Here is a 14614-nt window from a genome sequence, read left to right as displayed (position 1 = left end):
TCTTGCTGTTAGATTACCACCTTCTACAACTGATACGGTTTGAACTGATTCTTTAACGGCTTGATTGTCTTGTTCTAAACCTTTTTTAGTAGCAAGGATGTTTTCGTTGATAGCACTTGAGATTTGTCCAAATTCATCATTGCTTTTTACTTCTATAGTAGAAACATTTTTTGTTTTATGATTGATGAAGTCAAAGAATGAAGTTAAACCTGTTTGGATAGCTGCAAGTGGAGAGAGATACTTTGATACGATGAAATAAAGGAGGATTACGCTAAATACTACCACAATAATGACAACAATGGCTTGAATAAATGCAGCTTTATAAATTGGTTTATTTATAATATCAGCACTTTCAGTAATACAAGCTGTATAAGTAAAGACTTTAGTACAAGTTCCAAGCCTTTCTTTGCCATCTAATCCATAAGTAAAAAAGTTATAATCTCCATGTGTTTTATATGCATTTAGAACAGGAGAATGATCAATAGATGGATTTAATAATTCTTTATTGGTTGCCGCAAATATTTTATTTTTTTGATCAAATAAAAAAGTATTTCCAGGGGTTTTTGCAACTAAATTTTGCAAATCTTCTGATGGCATATCGATACCTAGTACTCCTATGATTTTACCATCTTTATAAATAGCTTTAGAATATGTTATTATATATTGTTTTAAATTTACATCTAAATATGCTGGCGTAACAAAAATATCATTTGTTTTTAAAGCTTCTTGATACCAATCTTTTGTCTTTATATCTGAATCATTACGCAATTCAGGCATTTTTGCATCATTAGATTTTTGACTAAGTAAAACTTTTCCATTGGTTAAACCTAAATAAACATTTAGTGCGTTTATACCATGACGATAATATTTCAATATTGGACCAACATTGTTAATAATATTTTCTTCAGTGATTAAAGATTGATAAGGTAAGTTTGCGATATCTTCTTCTAAAGCTTTAGTAAAAGATTGATTTGTGGAACGGAAATCTTCAACGGCAGATTGTGTGACTTTAAGCAGGTCAGTTTGATTTTTAAGAGCGCTTTCATGTAATGAGGTTTTTGTAAAATAAAAACTTACAATACCTAGAATAATTAAGGCAAAAATTGCAATTAAATTTGCAATGAGAGAAAGCTTAACTTTTATACTATTCATTTTTTTCCTTTTTTGTATTTATTTTTAATTTAAAATTAAATCTAGTATATTTTATCAAAAAATATAAAATATTTTTTGACTTTTATCTTGAAAATTTAAAAATTTAATTATATTAATTGAAAATTATATGTATTTTTCTAAAAAGTAGCATTAATATAAAATAATAAAATATTTAGTTAAAATTGAATTATATGAAATTTATATTTATAAAGGATTAAAATGGCTTATACGATCATAGAAGTAGAAAGAAAAACAGGAGTTTCTAGTAGAACACTTAGGTTTTGGCTAGATAAAGGTTTATTTCCCTTTGTGGAAAAAGATAAAAATGGAGTGCGTTATTTTAGTGAAAAAGATTTAGAATGGGTGATTTGGGTAGATTGTTATAGACAAATTGGTATGAGTATCGAGGATCTTAAAAGATATATTTTTTTATGTGCTAAGGGTAAAGATACGGCAAAAGAGAGATTGGAAATTATTTCAAAATTAAAAGAAAAAACACTAAAGGATATGAAAAAATTGGAGAGTATTATAGAAAAACTTGATTTTAAAATAGATTATTATGAAAAAATGATTATGGAAAATAAAGATGAATTAAATCCTTTAAGTAAGGATTATATTAAACGCAAAAAACGAGTAAAAATTTAAATTTTTATCTTGACTTACACTAAATGTTAGGTTTTATACTTTTAAAAATTTAAAAATTGAAAGGATAAAATGCTAACTTTAAATAGGGATAAAATACCTAATTCTCAAATTATTTTAGTATTTTGCTTAGGTGTATTTGGAATTTTAAGCACAGAGCTTGGAATGATGGGGATTATTCCTGTAGTATCTGAAAATTTTCATGTGAGTATTTCTGATGCGGGTTGGAGCGTGAGTGTTTTTGCGCTCGTGATAACTTTTTGTGCACCTATAGTCCCTTTGCTTTGTGCAAATTTCAATCCTAAAAAATTAATGCTTATTTGTCTTTTGGTTTTTGCATTTTCTTCTTTTGTGAGTGCTTTTGTAAATGAGTTTTGGCAATTGCTCATTTTTAGAATTATTCCTGCTTTTTTTCATCCTATTTATATAGCTCTTGTTTTAAGTATGGTTACTAATTTAGTTGAAGATAAACAAGAAGTCCCAAAAGCTACAGCTAAGATTTTTACAGCAGTGAGCGCAGGGATGGTTTTGGGTGTGCCTATGACTAGTTATTTTGGTGGAAATTTTAGTTTTGAAGTGGCGATGTTATTTTTTTGTATTTTAAATAGTTTATCTTTTTTAGCAACTTTGTTATTTGTGCCTGATTTTAAAAGGGTAAATCCTGTTAAAATAACTAAGCAACTACTTATCTTAAGATACCCACTTTTGTGGATTAGCATTCTTTGTGTTATCTGTATAAATGCGGGAATTTGGGGATTTTATTCTTATTTTTCTGATTTTTTGTATAGTGTAGCAAAGATAAATTTTACTTTCATTAGTGTTGTATTGGCTATTTATGGTTTTTCAAACATTATAGGTAATTATATAGCAGGAAAAACTCTTGTGAAAAATGCACATTTTACTTTGCTTTTAACGCCTTTGCTTATGATAATAATTTATATTTTACTTTTTAATTTTTATAGTCAAATTATGTTAGTAATGTTTGCTTTTGTATTAGGAATTTTAGGCGGAATAATGAATAATGGCACACATTTTATGATAAATCATCCTTTTCCAAAGGCTCCTGATTTTAGTAATGGGCTTTTTATAAGCGTAGCTAACATAGGATTAAGTAGTGGAACTGCTATTTGTGGGTTGGTTATATCTTTGAGTAATACACGCTTTATTGTTATAAGCACTATTTTTTTATTGATTTTAGGAATTATGATGATTTTATTAAGAAGGAGGATAGAAAAAATGAAACTAAGATTTTAATTTTAAAAATTTAATACTGATATTTTACATTAAAAGGAGATAAAATGAAAATTTTAATATTTTTGATTTTAGTTTAAATGAGCAAGATATGCTAGAAATATCTAAACTTGACAATAAAGAGAGTTTGTTTTTTAATCATCAAGATCCCAAGATTGTCAAACAAATGTATCAATTAAAACGTTAAATTTTTTAAAGTTGGATTGAATTTATATTTTTGATAAAGGAAATAAAAATGAAAAGAAGAAATTTTTTAAAAGTTACAGCAGGTGCAATAGCATTAAGTAGTCTTAGTTTAAAATCTAATTTATCTGCAAATGAAAAAGTTCAAGACTTTGATGATAAAAAATTAAATCCTAGTAAAGAAGCATTGAGGAATATTAGTAAAAATCCTTTTGGTTTGGTTTATGAAAATGCCATAGTTGCAAATCAAAAAGGTCAAGTAAATATCAAAAAAGTAAGCTATGGGGTAGAAAATAATAAAAGCGTAGCAAATCTTTATTTGCCTGCAAATTTTAATGCAAAATTAAAATATCCAGCTATTTGTTGTAGCCCATACAAATGGTGGAGTAAAAGAGCAAGTTGCAGGGCTTTTTGCACAAAAATTAGCAGAGCTTGGTTATATTACTTTAGCTTTTGATGCTTTTTATCAAGGAGAAAGTCAAGGTTATCCCCGTAATAAAGATATTCCATCAAGTAGGGTTGAAGATATTTCTAAAGCGATTGATTTTTTAGATACTTTTAAAGGGGTAGATAAGGAAAGAATAGGAATTTTAGGTATTTGTGGAGGAGGTGGCTACACATTAAAAGCAGCACAAAAAGATAAAAGATTAAAAGCAGTGGCAACTTTAAGTGCTTTTAATACAGGACTTGTTCGTCGTAATGGTTTTTTAAATAGTGAGCTTGATAAGATTCAAGAAAAATTATTAAACGCAAGCAAAGCAAGAGAATTAGAAGCTACAAGTGGTAAAATAAGCTATACAGGCTTTGCTCCTAAAAAATTAAATAAAAAAGAGCTTGATAAAATTCCTACAGATCTTTATCGTGAGGGTATGATTTATTATGGAGATACTCATGCACATCCTAATTCTAGTTTCATTTACACAACAAGCTCTTTAATGGAACTTATTAATCAACCCTTACTTATGCTTGTAGGCGATAAAGCGGATACGGCTTATATGAGTAAAGAAGCTTTTGATAAGGCAATAGGAACTCAAAATAAAGAACTTTTCGTGCTAAAAGATACCACACATATACAAAGTTATTACAAAAAAGATTCTGTAAATGCAACTCTAGCAAAATTGCAAGAATTTTATGAGAAATATTTATAATGAATAAAAGAGAGTTTTTAAAATATCTTCTCAAGATAGGAATTTTAGCAAGTACGCCAAGTTTTAGCTTGGCACAGAATAAAAGAATTTTACTTGTTTATTATACAAGGACACTAAATACTCACATTTTAGTTTTATTTATACAAAGCATTTTAAATGTGATATTTTAAGGCTTGAGAGTGCAGAAATTTACCCTACAAATTACGATGAAATGGTGACTTTAGCTCAAAAACAAAAGCAAGAGAAAATCTTTGTCAAACTTGCGCCTTATTCGCTAAATTTAAGTGCATACACTCATATTTTTATTGCCTCGCCTCTTTGGGGATTGTCCCTAAGTACTCCTATAAAAAGTTTTTTAAAGAACCATGATTTTGAAAATAAATTCCTAACTCCTATTATCACTAATGCTGGATGGGGTTTTTGAAATTCTATAAATGAGATAAAAAATCTAACTAAAGCGACTATTTTGCAAGGCTTAGAATATGAATTTAAACTTAAAGAAAAAACTACAAGAAACTTAAAACAATATAATGAAAATTTAATATCCCAAAATAATACTTTTGAAAAGCTAGATAAAGAAAAAATTATTCACTTAAGCGAAAGGCTTATGTTTAAACTCGCACTTTTTTCAGCAGCGATGATGACTGTTTTAGGCACTATTGTGATAGCTCCTGCGTTACCTGCTATGAATGAATACTTTAAAAATGTTTCAAATATAGAGCTTTTAAGTGGTCTTGTGGTTACTATTCCTGCACTTTTTGTGATGATTTTTTCACCTATAGCAGGAAATTTAATAGATAGATTTGGTAAGTTAAAATTCCTTTATCCTGCGATGATTTTGTGGATTATATCTGGAGTTAGCGGGTGCTTTTTAGATAGTATTTATGCTTTGCTAATTAGTAGGGCATTTTTTGGTATAGCCACAGCTTTCATTACAACAGCAGCAAGCACTTTACTTGGGGATTATTATAGCATAGGAGATAGACGTGATAAGGCTTTGAGTTTGCAAGGCTTTATTTTAGCAATGGGCGGTGCAATGCTTACTATTATTGGCGGATATTTGGCGAGTTTTTCTTGGCGTTATGTGTTTTTGGTTTATGGTAGTGGGATTTTTATTTTTATTTTTTGTCTTTTTTATTTATTTGAGCCACGAAGTGCTAAAAAATCTATACAAGAAAAGCCCTTAGAAAAGATAAATTATAAGCCTTTTTTACCTATCTATTTTATGGGATTTTTTATTATGTTGATTTATTATTTAGCTGGTATTAATTTTCCACATTATATAGAAAGTTTAGGGCTTAATGCTAAATACATAGGTTTTGCTATGGCTGTGCCAACTATAAGTTATGGAATCTTTTGTTATCTTTATAAGGACATTGTGAAATTTTTAAATATCAAGCAAATTTATGTATTAGGGCTAATTTTGGAGGCTTTTGGATTTTTGCTTGTGTTTTTGATAGAAGATTTTATTATTTGCGTTATTAGCTTATTTATTTTTGGAATGGTTGGTGGGCTAATTGTTACAAATAATAGTGCCTATCTTTTTAAACTTACAAAGCCAAATTCTCGTGCTAGAGCTTATAGTGGTTTGGCAAGTTGTATATTTTTTGGGCAATTTATCTGTCCTATCGTTACAACACCTATGGTAAAAGTTTTTGGGCTAAAAATGGAGTTTTTAATCTGGGTTTTGGTACTTTTTGTTGTGAGTATTATTTATAAGAAAATACATTTAAAAAATACTTGACTTACACTAGATGATAGCTTATATAATTTTGTAAATTTAATTTTATAAAAAGGAGAAACAAATGCAAGAAAGAAAATTAAGAGATTTGCAAGTTAGTGTTTTAGGACTTGGTTGTATGGGTATGAGCTTTGGTTATGGAGAAGCTAAAGATGAAAAAGAGATGATAACACTCATTCACAAGGCAAAGGATCTTGGTATTGATTTTTTTGATACAGCTGAGGTTTATGGTCCTTTTATTAATGAAGAATTAGTAGGCAAAGCAATAAAATCTTTTAGAAATGAAGTAGTATTGGCAACAAAATTTGGTATTAGGATTGAGGGTGCTAAGCAAATTGTTGATAGCACACTTAGTAAAATCAGACAAAGTCTAGAAGGTAGTTTAAAGCGTTTGCAAACAGATTGTATAGATCTTTATTATCAACATAGAGTTGATACAAATGTTCCAGTTGAAGAAGTTGCTAACTTAATGAGTGAGTTTTATAAGGAAGGAAAAATTAAAGCTTGGGGTATGAGTGAAGCAGGAATTCAAAGTATTAAAAAAGCTCACGCAGTATTTCCGCTTAGTGCGGTGCAAAGTGAGTATTCTTTATGGTGGAGAGAGCCTGAAAAGGAGCTTTTAAAGGTTTTAGAAGAATTAAACATAGGTTTTGTTCCTTTTTCTCCTTTGGGAAAAGGATTTTTAGCAGGTAAATTTGATGCAAGTTCTACTTTTGAAAATAATGATTTTAGGTCACAAGTCCCACGTTTTAAAAGTGAGAATTTAAAAGCTAATTTAGACTTAATTTATGCATTAGAAGATATAGCAAAATCTAAAAATGCTACTTTAGCACAAATCGCACTTGCTTGGGTTTTAGCACAAAAAACATTTATTGTACCTATTTTTGGAACAACAAATTTACAAAGGTTAGAAGAAAACATTAATGCTGTTAATATTGATTTTACTCAAGAAGAATTAAGTCATTTAAAGAGTATCTTAGAAAAAATAACAATCAAAGGGGATCGTTATACCGGTGAAGCAGCTCTTAGAGTTGGGAAATAAAAAGGTTGGTTTATTTCTTATAATGATTTTATGTAGTTTTGTTAAAGGAGTGCAAATGCAAGAACTTGAAAGTAAAGGTATTCATGGGAATTTTAAGGGAGATAGTAAAATTTTTAGTGGAAATGTAAAAGTTTCTATGATGTTTAAACCAAATGAATGGAGAAATTTTAGTGGAGCTTTGGTTGAATTTGAGCCTAGTGCTAGAAGTGCATGGCATACACATCCACAAGGACAAACTTTAATCGTTACAGAGGGAGAAATTCTTACAAAAGTACCAGGACAAAAAGCATTTATTGCTAAAAAGGGTGATGTGATAAGTTGTCCTATAGGAGTAAAACATTTTCATGGTGCAACCAATACAAGTAGCGGGGCACATATAGCACTTACAGGCGAAAAAGAGGGTAAAAATGTAGAATGGCTTGAGCTTGTAAATGATGAAGAGTATAAGGAGGCATTAGATGAAGCAAAGAAATAAAAATATGAAATTAATAGCGTTAGCTTTATTTTTTATTTTAGGAGTTAGTATGCAAGCACAAGAATTTATGAGTGTTAAAATTTCAGAAATAGAAGTTGATTGTAAATATTTAGAAGAATATAAAAAAATTCTAAAAGAAGAGAGTGAATTAAGTGTAAAAGAAGAAGATGGGGTTTTAGTACTTTATGCTTTATCTCATAAAGATAACCCTTGTAAATTTAGTATTATAGAATCTTATAAAGATGAAAAAAGTTATCAAAAGCATATAGAAAGCGAACATTTTAAAAGATATAAGCAAGGCACTTTACATATGGTAAAAAGCTTGAAATTTATTCCATTAGAAGCTTTAAGTCCTAATATGCGATTAAATAAAGAATTTTAAAATTTTTAGTAAGTGTTTTTTATCTAAGAAAATAGTATAAAAATTTAATCATTGCTTTATAAATGAAGAGACAAAAGATCTAAAATAATGAAACGTAGAAGTTTTTTAAGTTTAAGTCTAAAAATTTGTATTCTTTTAGGAGGATTATCAAATGTGCTTTTTTTATATATTTTACAAACAACGCAATATCAAAGGAAGATTATGCAATTAACACAAAAAGCAAAAGAAATTTTTGAAAGATTTTTTGGAAAAGTGGAAAATCTATCACTTATGCAAAGCGATAAAGAATATTTTACAAATTATATTAATTTTGCATTTGGCGAGAGTTTTGTAAAAGCAAATCTAAAAGAAAGAGATTATTTTCTTATTATCATTGCTTCCACTCTTGCCTCTGGTGGAGAAAATGAATTTTCTATTTTTGTAAAAACTGCAATAAAAAACAATATAAAGCCTATAGAAATTAAAGAAGTAATCTATCAGGCTACACCTTACATAGGTTTTTCTAAAGTGCTTGATTTTCTTATGCTTTGTAATAATATATTTAAGGAGGCTGGTGTTGCTATGCCACTAGAATCACAAGATGCAACTATAGAATCTAATCGCAAAGAGAAAGGAAGAGAAGTGCAAGATACTATATTTGGCAAGACAAATATCACTAAAATGATAGAATCTACTCCAAAAGATAAAGCTTTTATAAATGATTTTTTAAGTGCAAATTGCTTTGGGGATTATTATACAAGGAAAGTTTTAGACTTAAAAACAAGAGAACTTTTAACACTTGTGTATCTTATTTCTCATGGTGGCTTAGAAAATCAAACAAGAGCTCACATACAAGGAAATTTAAATATGGGACAAACTAGAGAAAGCTTATTGAATATCATTGCTGCACTTATTCCATATATTGGCTATCCAAAGGCATTAAATGCTATTAGCGTGCTTGATAGTTTGACTTTAAAACTTGATTTATAATGAAATATTGATTTTATTTGATTAAGGAGGTGAATAAATTTTTAATTACAAAAATTGCTTATAAAATTACTAAGAAATAGATTTTAAAAAAGTTTACAATAAATTTTTAAAATATAAAAAAATATAAAGGAATAAATATGGAATTTAAAATTTTAGATAATGGACGCATACAAAGCAAAGGTTATGCAATGCTTAGTAAAGATGCTAAATTCACACCCTTTGAATTTAGTCGCCATGCTATTGGTGATAATGATATTTTGATTAAAATTTTATATGCTGGAATTTGTCATAGTGACATTCATACTGCAAGGAGTGAGTGGGGTGAGGCTATATATCCTTGTGTCCCAGGTCATGAAATAGCAGGTGAAGTTGTAGCTGTGGGTAAAAATGTAAGCAAATTTAAAGTAGGAGATTATGCAGGGGTTGGTTGTATGATAAATTCTTGTGGTGAGTGTGATGCTTGCAAACGTTCTCAAGAACAATTTTGTGAAAATGGTAAAACCATTCTTACTTACAATAGTTGTGATGTTTTTCATGGCAATGAAAATACTTATGGAGGTTATTCAAATAATATTGTTGTAAGTGAAAAATTTGCTATTTGTGTTCCAAAAGATGCACCGCTTGAAAAGGTTGCACCTTTACTTTGTGCAGGAATTACTACTTATTCGCCTTTAAAATTTTCTAATATCAAAGAAGGGTCAAGTGTAGCTATAGCTGGTTTTGGTGGGCTTGGTATGATGGCCGTAAAATACGCTATTAAAATGGGTGCAAAGGTTAGTGTTTTTGCTAGAAATGAAAATAAAAAAGCTGATGCTTTAGCAATGGGTGTTAGTTCATTTTATACAAGCACTGATAAAAATATTGTAAAAGAAAGATTTGATTTTATTATTTCAACTATACCAACTGCTTATGATCCTGTTGCATATTTAGAACTACTTAAATTTGGTGGAGAAATGGCTATTGTTGGACTTCCTCCTTTAGAAAATGAAATAAATATCAATATAAAAGAACTTATATTTAAAGCAGGTAAAAAAGTTTATGGCTCTTTAATAGGTGGAATTGCTGAAACTCAAGAAATGCTTGATTTTTCACTTAAACATAAAATTTATCCTGAGACTGAACTTATAAAACCAAATGAAATTGATAAAGCTTATGAAAATCTTACTTCAGGTAAAGCAAAATTTCGTTATGTGATTGATATGACAAAGGAATAATTAACATTCATAAATCACATCGCTAATGTCAAATCTTTCTTTGTTTAGCGATGTGATTGCCCTATCTTTGATTTTTCTTGCTAAAATTTAAGATATTTTACCATGATTATTAATGATGATAAATTTATTCTTGCTATTGATACAAATGATTTTATGATTTATCTCGCTGAAGAATTTATCAAAAATATAAACCTCATTTGAAATGATTTTCTATCTTACCCTTATACTTGAGATTTTAATTCTTTGTTGTAAAATTTTTTTAGTTTTAACATAAGAAACATCACTTTTGTTCTTTTTATCTTTCTCGCCCCATTTGCACATAGCTTGCAAAATAGGAATTAAACTTTGTCCACGTTTGGATAGGCTATATTCAACTTTAGGTGGAATTTGAGCGTATTCTTTTCTAATAATTAAACCATCATTTTCTAATTCTCTTAAAGTATTGGTTAAAGTTTTAAAAGATATGGAGCTTAAAAAACGTTTGAGTTCATTATAACGCACGATTTTATAGCGAAATAAGCAGTATAAAATACTCATTTTATTATTTTCCATTAATCAGTGCTAAAGTATAGTTAAATCCACATTTTTCAAAATTGCATTGAGAATTTTCTTTAGTCATTTAACACTCCTTTAGTATAGTATCTTACTTTATTTTTTGTATTGAAAATAATATTATGTTTGGTTATAATTGTAACATAAAATTTAAAAAAGGATAAAAATGAAAAATATACTCTTGCTTAATGGTGCTAAAGAATTTGGAAGTTCCAAAGGACAGCTTAATTTAACATTACATAATCATGCTTTAGAAATTTTAAAAACTTTAGGATATGAAGTAGATCAAACTCATATAGATCGAGGATATGATCCTAAAGAAGAGATGAAAAAATTTGAAAAAGCTGATGTTGTAATCTATCAAATGCCAGCTTGGTGGATGGGGGAACCTTGGATAGTAAAAAAATACATTGATGAGGTTTTTATTTTAGGCATTGGAATACTTTTTAAAAATGATGGAAGAACTCATGAAGATCCTAGTAAAAACTATGGAAAAGGTGGTTTAAACCATGGTAAAAAATATCTGTTCTCTCTTACTTGGAATGCTCCAATTCAAGCCTTTAACGATAACAATGAATTTTTTGAAGGAAAGGGTGTGGATATGGTGTATTGGCATTTACATAAAGCTCATGAGTTTATAGGAATGAAAGCTTTACCAACTTTTATGTGCAATGATGTGGTAAAAAATCCTCAGGTGGAAAAATATCTAAACGAGTATGAACTACACTTGAAAAAAATTTTTAAAAAAATTTGACTTAAAAATTTCAAGGTGTAACATTGACTCGAACAAAGTATTTGTATATCTTGCTTGTTTTAGCTATGTTTTTATGGGACTCATCTTGGCCTACTTCTAAGATTTTATTAGCTTATGCTGATACTTCTGTGATTACTTTTTGGCGTTTTTTCTTTGTTTTACTAGGCTCTTTGATGGTATTAAACTTTTTAAGAATTCCTTTAAGGCTTGAAAAATCTATTTTAAAATGGGTGTTGATAGCAGGAATTTTAAATGGGCTTTATACTTTTGTATTTTTTATTGCCATTAAGCATGGTTTAGCTGGAAAAGGCGGTGTTTTGGTTACAACTATGATTCCTATTTTTTCTTATTTGATATTCATGATAGCGATATTATTTCAAAAAGATAAAAAATCAACTCACAAGATCACAAAGAGTGAAATTCTAGGCTTATTTTTAGGTTTATTATCTGGGTTTTGTTTGTTAAATTTAGGGAGTTTAGAAGATTTATTTGGTAAATTTAATATTTTATTTTTAACTTGTTCTTTTATTTGGGCTTTGATAGCAGTGTTTAATCATAAAGCTAAAGGAGTTCACCCTTTGGCGATTAACTTTTATATTAATCTCATTTCTGTTTTAATGTTTTCTTGGGTATTGTTTGATGTAAAAAGTTATGAAATTTTTCATTTTGAATTTAAATTTTGGATCAGTATGTTTGTCGTGGCTTTTTTATCAACTATTATAGGTACTAGTATTTATTATTATGGGATTCACATTTTAGGGAGCGTTAAGGCAAATTCTTTTATTTTAATCACTCCTGCTAGTGCTTTAATTTGCAGTTATTTTATACTATATGAGATGCCAAATGCACTTACCTTGTTAGGTTGTGCCTTGGCTATAGGCGCTATATATTTTATCAATATTTATGGTAAAAAAGCTTAGATCAAATTTTCAAAATCAAGATTGATTTTTTGATCCATAGTTTTAAATTTCATTTCTCTTTGTTTATAAAGCTCTAAAGCTTCTTGCATACTAATGCTTTGAAATTTAAAACTAGAACCTAACTTAGCTTGTGCGAGTAAGCTTAGATCATTTTCTATAACCGTGGCTATTTTTGTATAGCCTCCTGTGCTTTGTCTTCCTGCCATTAAAACGATAGGGATGCCACTTTTTGGCACTTGTATGCTTCCAAAAACTGCAGGATCTGAGATAATATCTGCTGAGTTTTCATGTTCTATACTTTCGCTAGATTCTGCATAAATTGCCATTCTATCACTTTTTAAACCTACTTTATAGCTAGTATTTAAAAAAGTTTCTATGCCTTTTTTGGTAAAAGCATCTTCATTTGTTCCTAAAATAACGCGTATAATAGGCTCTTTAGGGCTTTTAAAAAGAGGATTTTCACATTCTCTAGCTTCTAAATTAAAAGGTGTAAGGGGTATTTTAAAAAGAACATGTAACTATCCCTAAATAATTTTAGTAAAAATACCAAATAATAGGCTTTTAAAGCATATAAAAATGACTTTTTATCTTTCCCGATCTAAAGCGTAAAATATCCCAAATATCCCAAAATGTCCCTTTTATCCCAAAAAGCAATTAAATACTGTTTAAAAGGCGGATAAATACGAGCTTTGATTTTAATTTTTATATCCCAAAAGTGTTTTTTACTCTCTAGGATAGTTACATTTTTGTTTAAAATATTCTTATGTTTTCTTGGTTATGTAACTATCCTTATAAAACACTATATAATCATAGTTTAACCATCTTTTATACAAAAATAGCATGTAACTATCTATGACTTTAAGGTTTGGAGGATAGTTACATAGAAAACTTAAATATTTTTATATAATTACACAAATATTTTATAGGAGTGTATAATGAATAAGATTGATAATATTGCAAATTTTTTAAATAAAAAATCTAAAAAATGTTTAGCTATAAATGGACCTTGGGGTATAGGTAAAACTCATCTATGGAAACAAGTTGAAAAGAAACTTTCTGAAGATAAAAAAGAAAAAAAAGTTGTTTATATAGATCTTTTTGGCAAAGAAAGTTATAAACAAATATTAGAAGAAATAGTTTTTAAAATCCATGGAAACTACAATAAAATAATGAATACTTTTTCACAAATTACAACCAAAATTGCAAAAGTAAAATCTGCTGGAACAATTAACATTAACCCTGATGCTATTTTTTCCTTTTTAAAAAAGGAAGACTTTAATAATATTATTGTGTGTTTCGATAATATAGAAAGAAGATCAGATAATCTTTCTTTGAAAGAAATTTTAGGACTTGTAAATTTACTTAAAGAAGAAAAAGAATGTAATGTTGTTATGATTTTTCATAAAGATGAATTAGAAGAACAAGACAATAATTCAGCTATAAATGATAAAGAAAAACAAGCTAAACAAGATAATAGTAAAAACTGGTATCAAACATACAAAGAAAAAATTATCGATTATGAGTTTATTATAAATGACAATAGCAAAGCGGCTCATAATATTATTTCCAATGGAGTAAAATATGATAAAGAAGTACAAAATATAATTTTTGAATGTTATCAAAATTCATGTAATAATTTACGATTACTATTACGTTTTGTAGAACATATAATTTATTTTAATAAAGAATGCTTTATGAAAATCAAAAAAGAAGATTATAGTAATGAAATATTTTTTGGCGGACTGAAAATGTATTATGATATTTTGTTAAATTGTATCAAAAAATATTATTCTTATAATACTGATAAAAAACAATATCAATCTATATTTGAAAAATATTTTGATGATTCTTGTTATTTAAATCAAGATGATTTAGATACTTTGAAATCTCATTTTGAAAGTGACTTAAAAGAAAAGACTAGAATTTATTTTAATAAATGTAAAGATAAATATTTATATAGCAATTTAAATGATATAGATTTTGCAAAATATATAGAAGATTTGCTTCCAAAATTTAAAAATTATACATATGGCAATGGAACTTATTATTCTATTTCTTACTATCAAGCTTTTTTTGAACTTTATAGAAGGATTATGGGTAAAGAATTAGATCGCAAAAAAGATATTGAAAAAAAATTATTAAAGAATTAGTTGAATATGAATTTAATATATTAATTTGGCGTGATACAT

At 28.1% G+C, this 14614-nt stretch carries 15 protein-coding genes and 2 pseudogenes; 14 read left to right on the top strand and 3 right to left on the bottom strand.

Going from position 1 to position 14614, the window contains the following annotated elements:
* Nucleotides 1-1152: cache domain-containing protein (locus ACOTU8_RS05995; RefSeq protein WP_422342149.1), on the bottom strand; the 1152-nt coding region annotated here is incomplete at its 3' end.
* A 219-nt stretch (nt 1153-1371) separates the two neighbouring features.
* On the opposite strand from ACOTU8_RS05995, the gene ACOTU8_RS05990 reads away from it, so the two are divergent.
* From ACOTU8_RS05990 to ACOTU8_RS05940, 11 genes are all read left to right on the top strand, one after another.
* Nucleotides 1372-1797: a MerR family transcriptional regulator gene (locus tag ACOTU8_RS05990; protein ID WP_422342148.1), complete on the top strand. Its 426-nt coding sequence runs from the start codon at nt 1372-1374 to the stop codon at nt 1795-1797.
* Between the two features lie 69 nt (nt 1798-1866).
* Nucleotides 1867-3048, top strand: a complete 1182-nt coding sequence (locus tag ACOTU8_RS05985; protein WP_422342147.1) for an MFS transporter — start codon at nt 1867-1869, stop codon at nt 3046-3048.
* A gap of 232 nt (nt 3049-3280) precedes the next feature.
* The gene (locus ACOTU8_RS05980; protein ID WP_422342146.1) at nt 3281-3685 is read left to right on the top strand and encodes a hypothetical protein; all 405 of its coding nucleotides are present in this window, start codon (nt 3281-3283) and stop codon (nt 3683-3685) included.
* Nucleotides 3579-4376, top strand: coding sequence for an alpha/beta hydrolase (locus ACOTU8_RS05975; protein ID WP_422342151.1), 798 nt, complete (start codon nt 3579-3581; stop codon nt 4374-4376). The genes ACOTU8_RS05980 and ACOTU8_RS05975 overlap by 107 nt, the downstream gene beginning before the upstream one ends.
* 214 nt (nt 4377-4590) lie before the next feature.
* Nucleotides 4591-4800: a hypothetical protein gene (locus ACOTU8_RS05970; protein WP_422342145.1), complete on the top strand. Its 210-nt coding sequence runs from the start codon at nt 4591-4593 to the stop codon at nt 4798-4800.
* A gap of 183 nt (nt 4801-4983) precedes the next feature.
* Nucleotides 4984-6120: an MFS transporter gene (locus ACOTU8_RS05965; RefSeq protein ID WP_422342150.1), complete on the top strand. Its 1137-nt coding sequence runs from the start codon at nt 4984-4986 to the stop codon at nt 6118-6120.
* Nucleotides 6121-6181: 61 nt separating this feature from the next.
* Nucleotides 6182-7159, top strand: coding sequence for an aldo/keto reductase (locus ACOTU8_RS05960; protein WP_422342144.1), 978 nt, complete (start codon nt 6182-6184; stop codon nt 7157-7159).
* A 55-nt stretch (nt 7160-7214) separates the two neighbouring features.
* Nucleotides 7215-7634, top strand: coding sequence for a cupin domain-containing protein (locus ACOTU8_RS05955; RefSeq protein WP_422342143.1), 420 nt, complete (start codon nt 7215-7217; stop codon nt 7632-7634).
* Complete coding sequence (locus tag ACOTU8_RS05950) at nt 7618-8016, top strand: putative quinol monooxygenase (RefSeq protein WP_422342142.1); 399 nt, start codon at nt 7618-7620, stop codon at nt 8014-8016. Before ACOTU8_RS05955 ends, ACOTU8_RS05950 begins: the two co-directional genes overlap by 17 nt.
* A 201-nt stretch (nt 8017-8217) precedes the next feature.
* Nucleotides 8218-8985: a carboxymuconolactone decarboxylase family protein gene (locus ACOTU8_RS05945; RefSeq protein ID WP_422342141.1), complete on the top strand. Its 768-nt coding sequence runs from the start codon at nt 8218-8220 to the stop codon at nt 8983-8985.
* Nucleotides 8986-9122: 137 nt separating this feature from the next.
* The gene (locus tag ACOTU8_RS05940; RefSeq protein ID WP_422342140.1) at nt 9123-10199 is read left to right on the top strand and encodes an NAD(P)-dependent alcohol dehydrogenase; all 1077 of its coding nucleotides are present in this window, start codon (nt 9123-9125) and stop codon (nt 10197-10199) included.
* 210 nt (nt 10200-10409) lie between these two features.
* On the opposite strand, the pseudogene rrpA reads toward ACOTU8_RS05940, so the two are convergent.
* Nucleotides 10410-10818 (bottom strand): annotated as a pseudogene (gene rrpA, locus ACOTU8_RS05935) (MarR family transcription factor RrpA).
* Nucleotides 10819-10917: 99 nt separating this feature from the next.
* Between rrpA and ACOTU8_RS05930 the strand changes: the two are divergent.
* Together ACOTU8_RS05930 and ACOTU8_RS05925 are read left to right on the top strand one after the other, a co-directional pair.
* Entirely contained in the window at nt 10918-11505 is a 588-nt protein-coding gene (locus ACOTU8_RS05930) for an NAD(P)H-dependent oxidoreductase (RefSeq protein WP_422342139.1), read from the top strand.
* A gap of 23 nt (nt 11506-11528) precedes the next feature.
* Nucleotides 11529-12425 carry a DMT family transporter gene (locus tag ACOTU8_RS05925; RefSeq protein WP_422342138.1) on the top strand — a complete coding sequence of 299 codons (897 nt, stop codon included), beginning with the start codon at nt 11529-11531 and terminating at the stop codon, nt 12423-12425.
* On the opposite strand, the pseudogene ACOTU8_RS05920 reads toward ACOTU8_RS05925, so the two are convergent.
* Nucleotides 12422-12913 (bottom strand): annotated as a pseudogene (locus ACOTU8_RS05920) (allophanate hydrolase); the annotation flags it as partial. The gene ACOTU8_RS05925 and the pseudogene ACOTU8_RS05920 sit on opposite strands and share 4 nt — an antisense overlap.
* Before the next feature lie 447 nt (nt 12914-13360).
* Here ACOTU8_RS05920 and ACOTU8_RS05915 point away from each other — a divergent pair.
* Nucleotides 13361-14575: a P-loop NTPase fold protein gene (locus tag ACOTU8_RS05915; protein WP_251813908.1), complete on the top strand. Its 1215-nt coding sequence runs from the start codon at nt 13361-13363 to the stop codon at nt 14573-14575.
* Nucleotides 14576-14614 lie beyond the last annotated feature (39 nt).

This window comes from Campylobacter jejuni, from assembly GCF_049221745.1.
Lineage (GTDB): Bacteria > Campylobacterota > Campylobacteria > Campylobacterales > Campylobacteraceae > Campylobacter_D > Campylobacter_D jejuni_E.
Note: the sequence above shows the minus strand (reverse complement) of the source record. Positions and strands in the feature narration are given on the sequence as shown.

What these genes read in the sequence shown, in the direction of transcription:
- ACOTU8_RS05960 (WP_422342144.1), top strand. Translation starts at nt 6,182, where the DNA reads ATGCAAGAAAGAAAATTAAGAGATTTGCAAGTTAGTGTTTTAGGACTT.
- ACOTU8_RS05955 (WP_422342143.1), top strand. Translation starts at nt 7,215, where the DNA reads ATGCAAGAACTTGAAAGTAAAGGTATTCATGGGAATTTTAAGGGAGAT.
- ACOTU8_RS05940 (WP_422342140.1), top strand. Translation starts at nt 9,123, where the DNA reads ATGGAATTTAAAATTTTAGATAATGGACGCATACAAAGCAAAGGTTAT.
- ACOTU8_RS05950 (WP_422342142.1), top strand. Translation starts at nt 7,618, where the DNA reads ATGAAGCAAAGAAATAAAAATATGAAATTAATAGCGTTAGCTTTATTT.
- ACOTU8_RS05930 (WP_422342139.1), top strand. Translation starts at nt 10,918, where the DNA reads ATGAAAAATATACTCTTGCTTAATGGTGCTAAAGAATTTGGAAGTTCC.
- ACOTU8_RS05915 (WP_251813908.1), top strand. Translation starts at nt 13,361, where the DNA reads ATGAATAAGATTGATAATATTGCAAATTTTTTAAATAAAAAATCTAAA.
- ACOTU8_RS05980 (WP_422342146.1), top strand. Translation starts at nt 3,281, where the DNA reads ATGAAAAGAAGAAATTTTTTAAAAGTTACAGCAGGTGCAATAGCATTA.
- ACOTU8_RS05985 (WP_422342147.1), top strand. Translation starts at nt 1,867, where the DNA reads ATGCTAACTTTAAATAGGGATAAAATACCTAATTCTCAAATTATTTTA.
- ACOTU8_RS05990 (WP_422342148.1), top strand. Translation starts at nt 1,372, where the DNA reads ATGGCTTATACGATCATAGAAGTAGAAAGAAAAACAGGAGTTTCTAGT.
- ACOTU8_RS05965 (WP_422342150.1), top strand. Translation starts at nt 4,984, where the DNA reads ATGTTTAAACTCGCACTTTTTTCAGCAGCGATGATGACTGTTTTAGGC.
- ACOTU8_RS05945 (WP_422342141.1), top strand. Translation starts at nt 8,218, where the DNA reads ATGCAATTAACACAAAAAGCAAAAGAAATTTTTGAAAGATTTTTTGGA.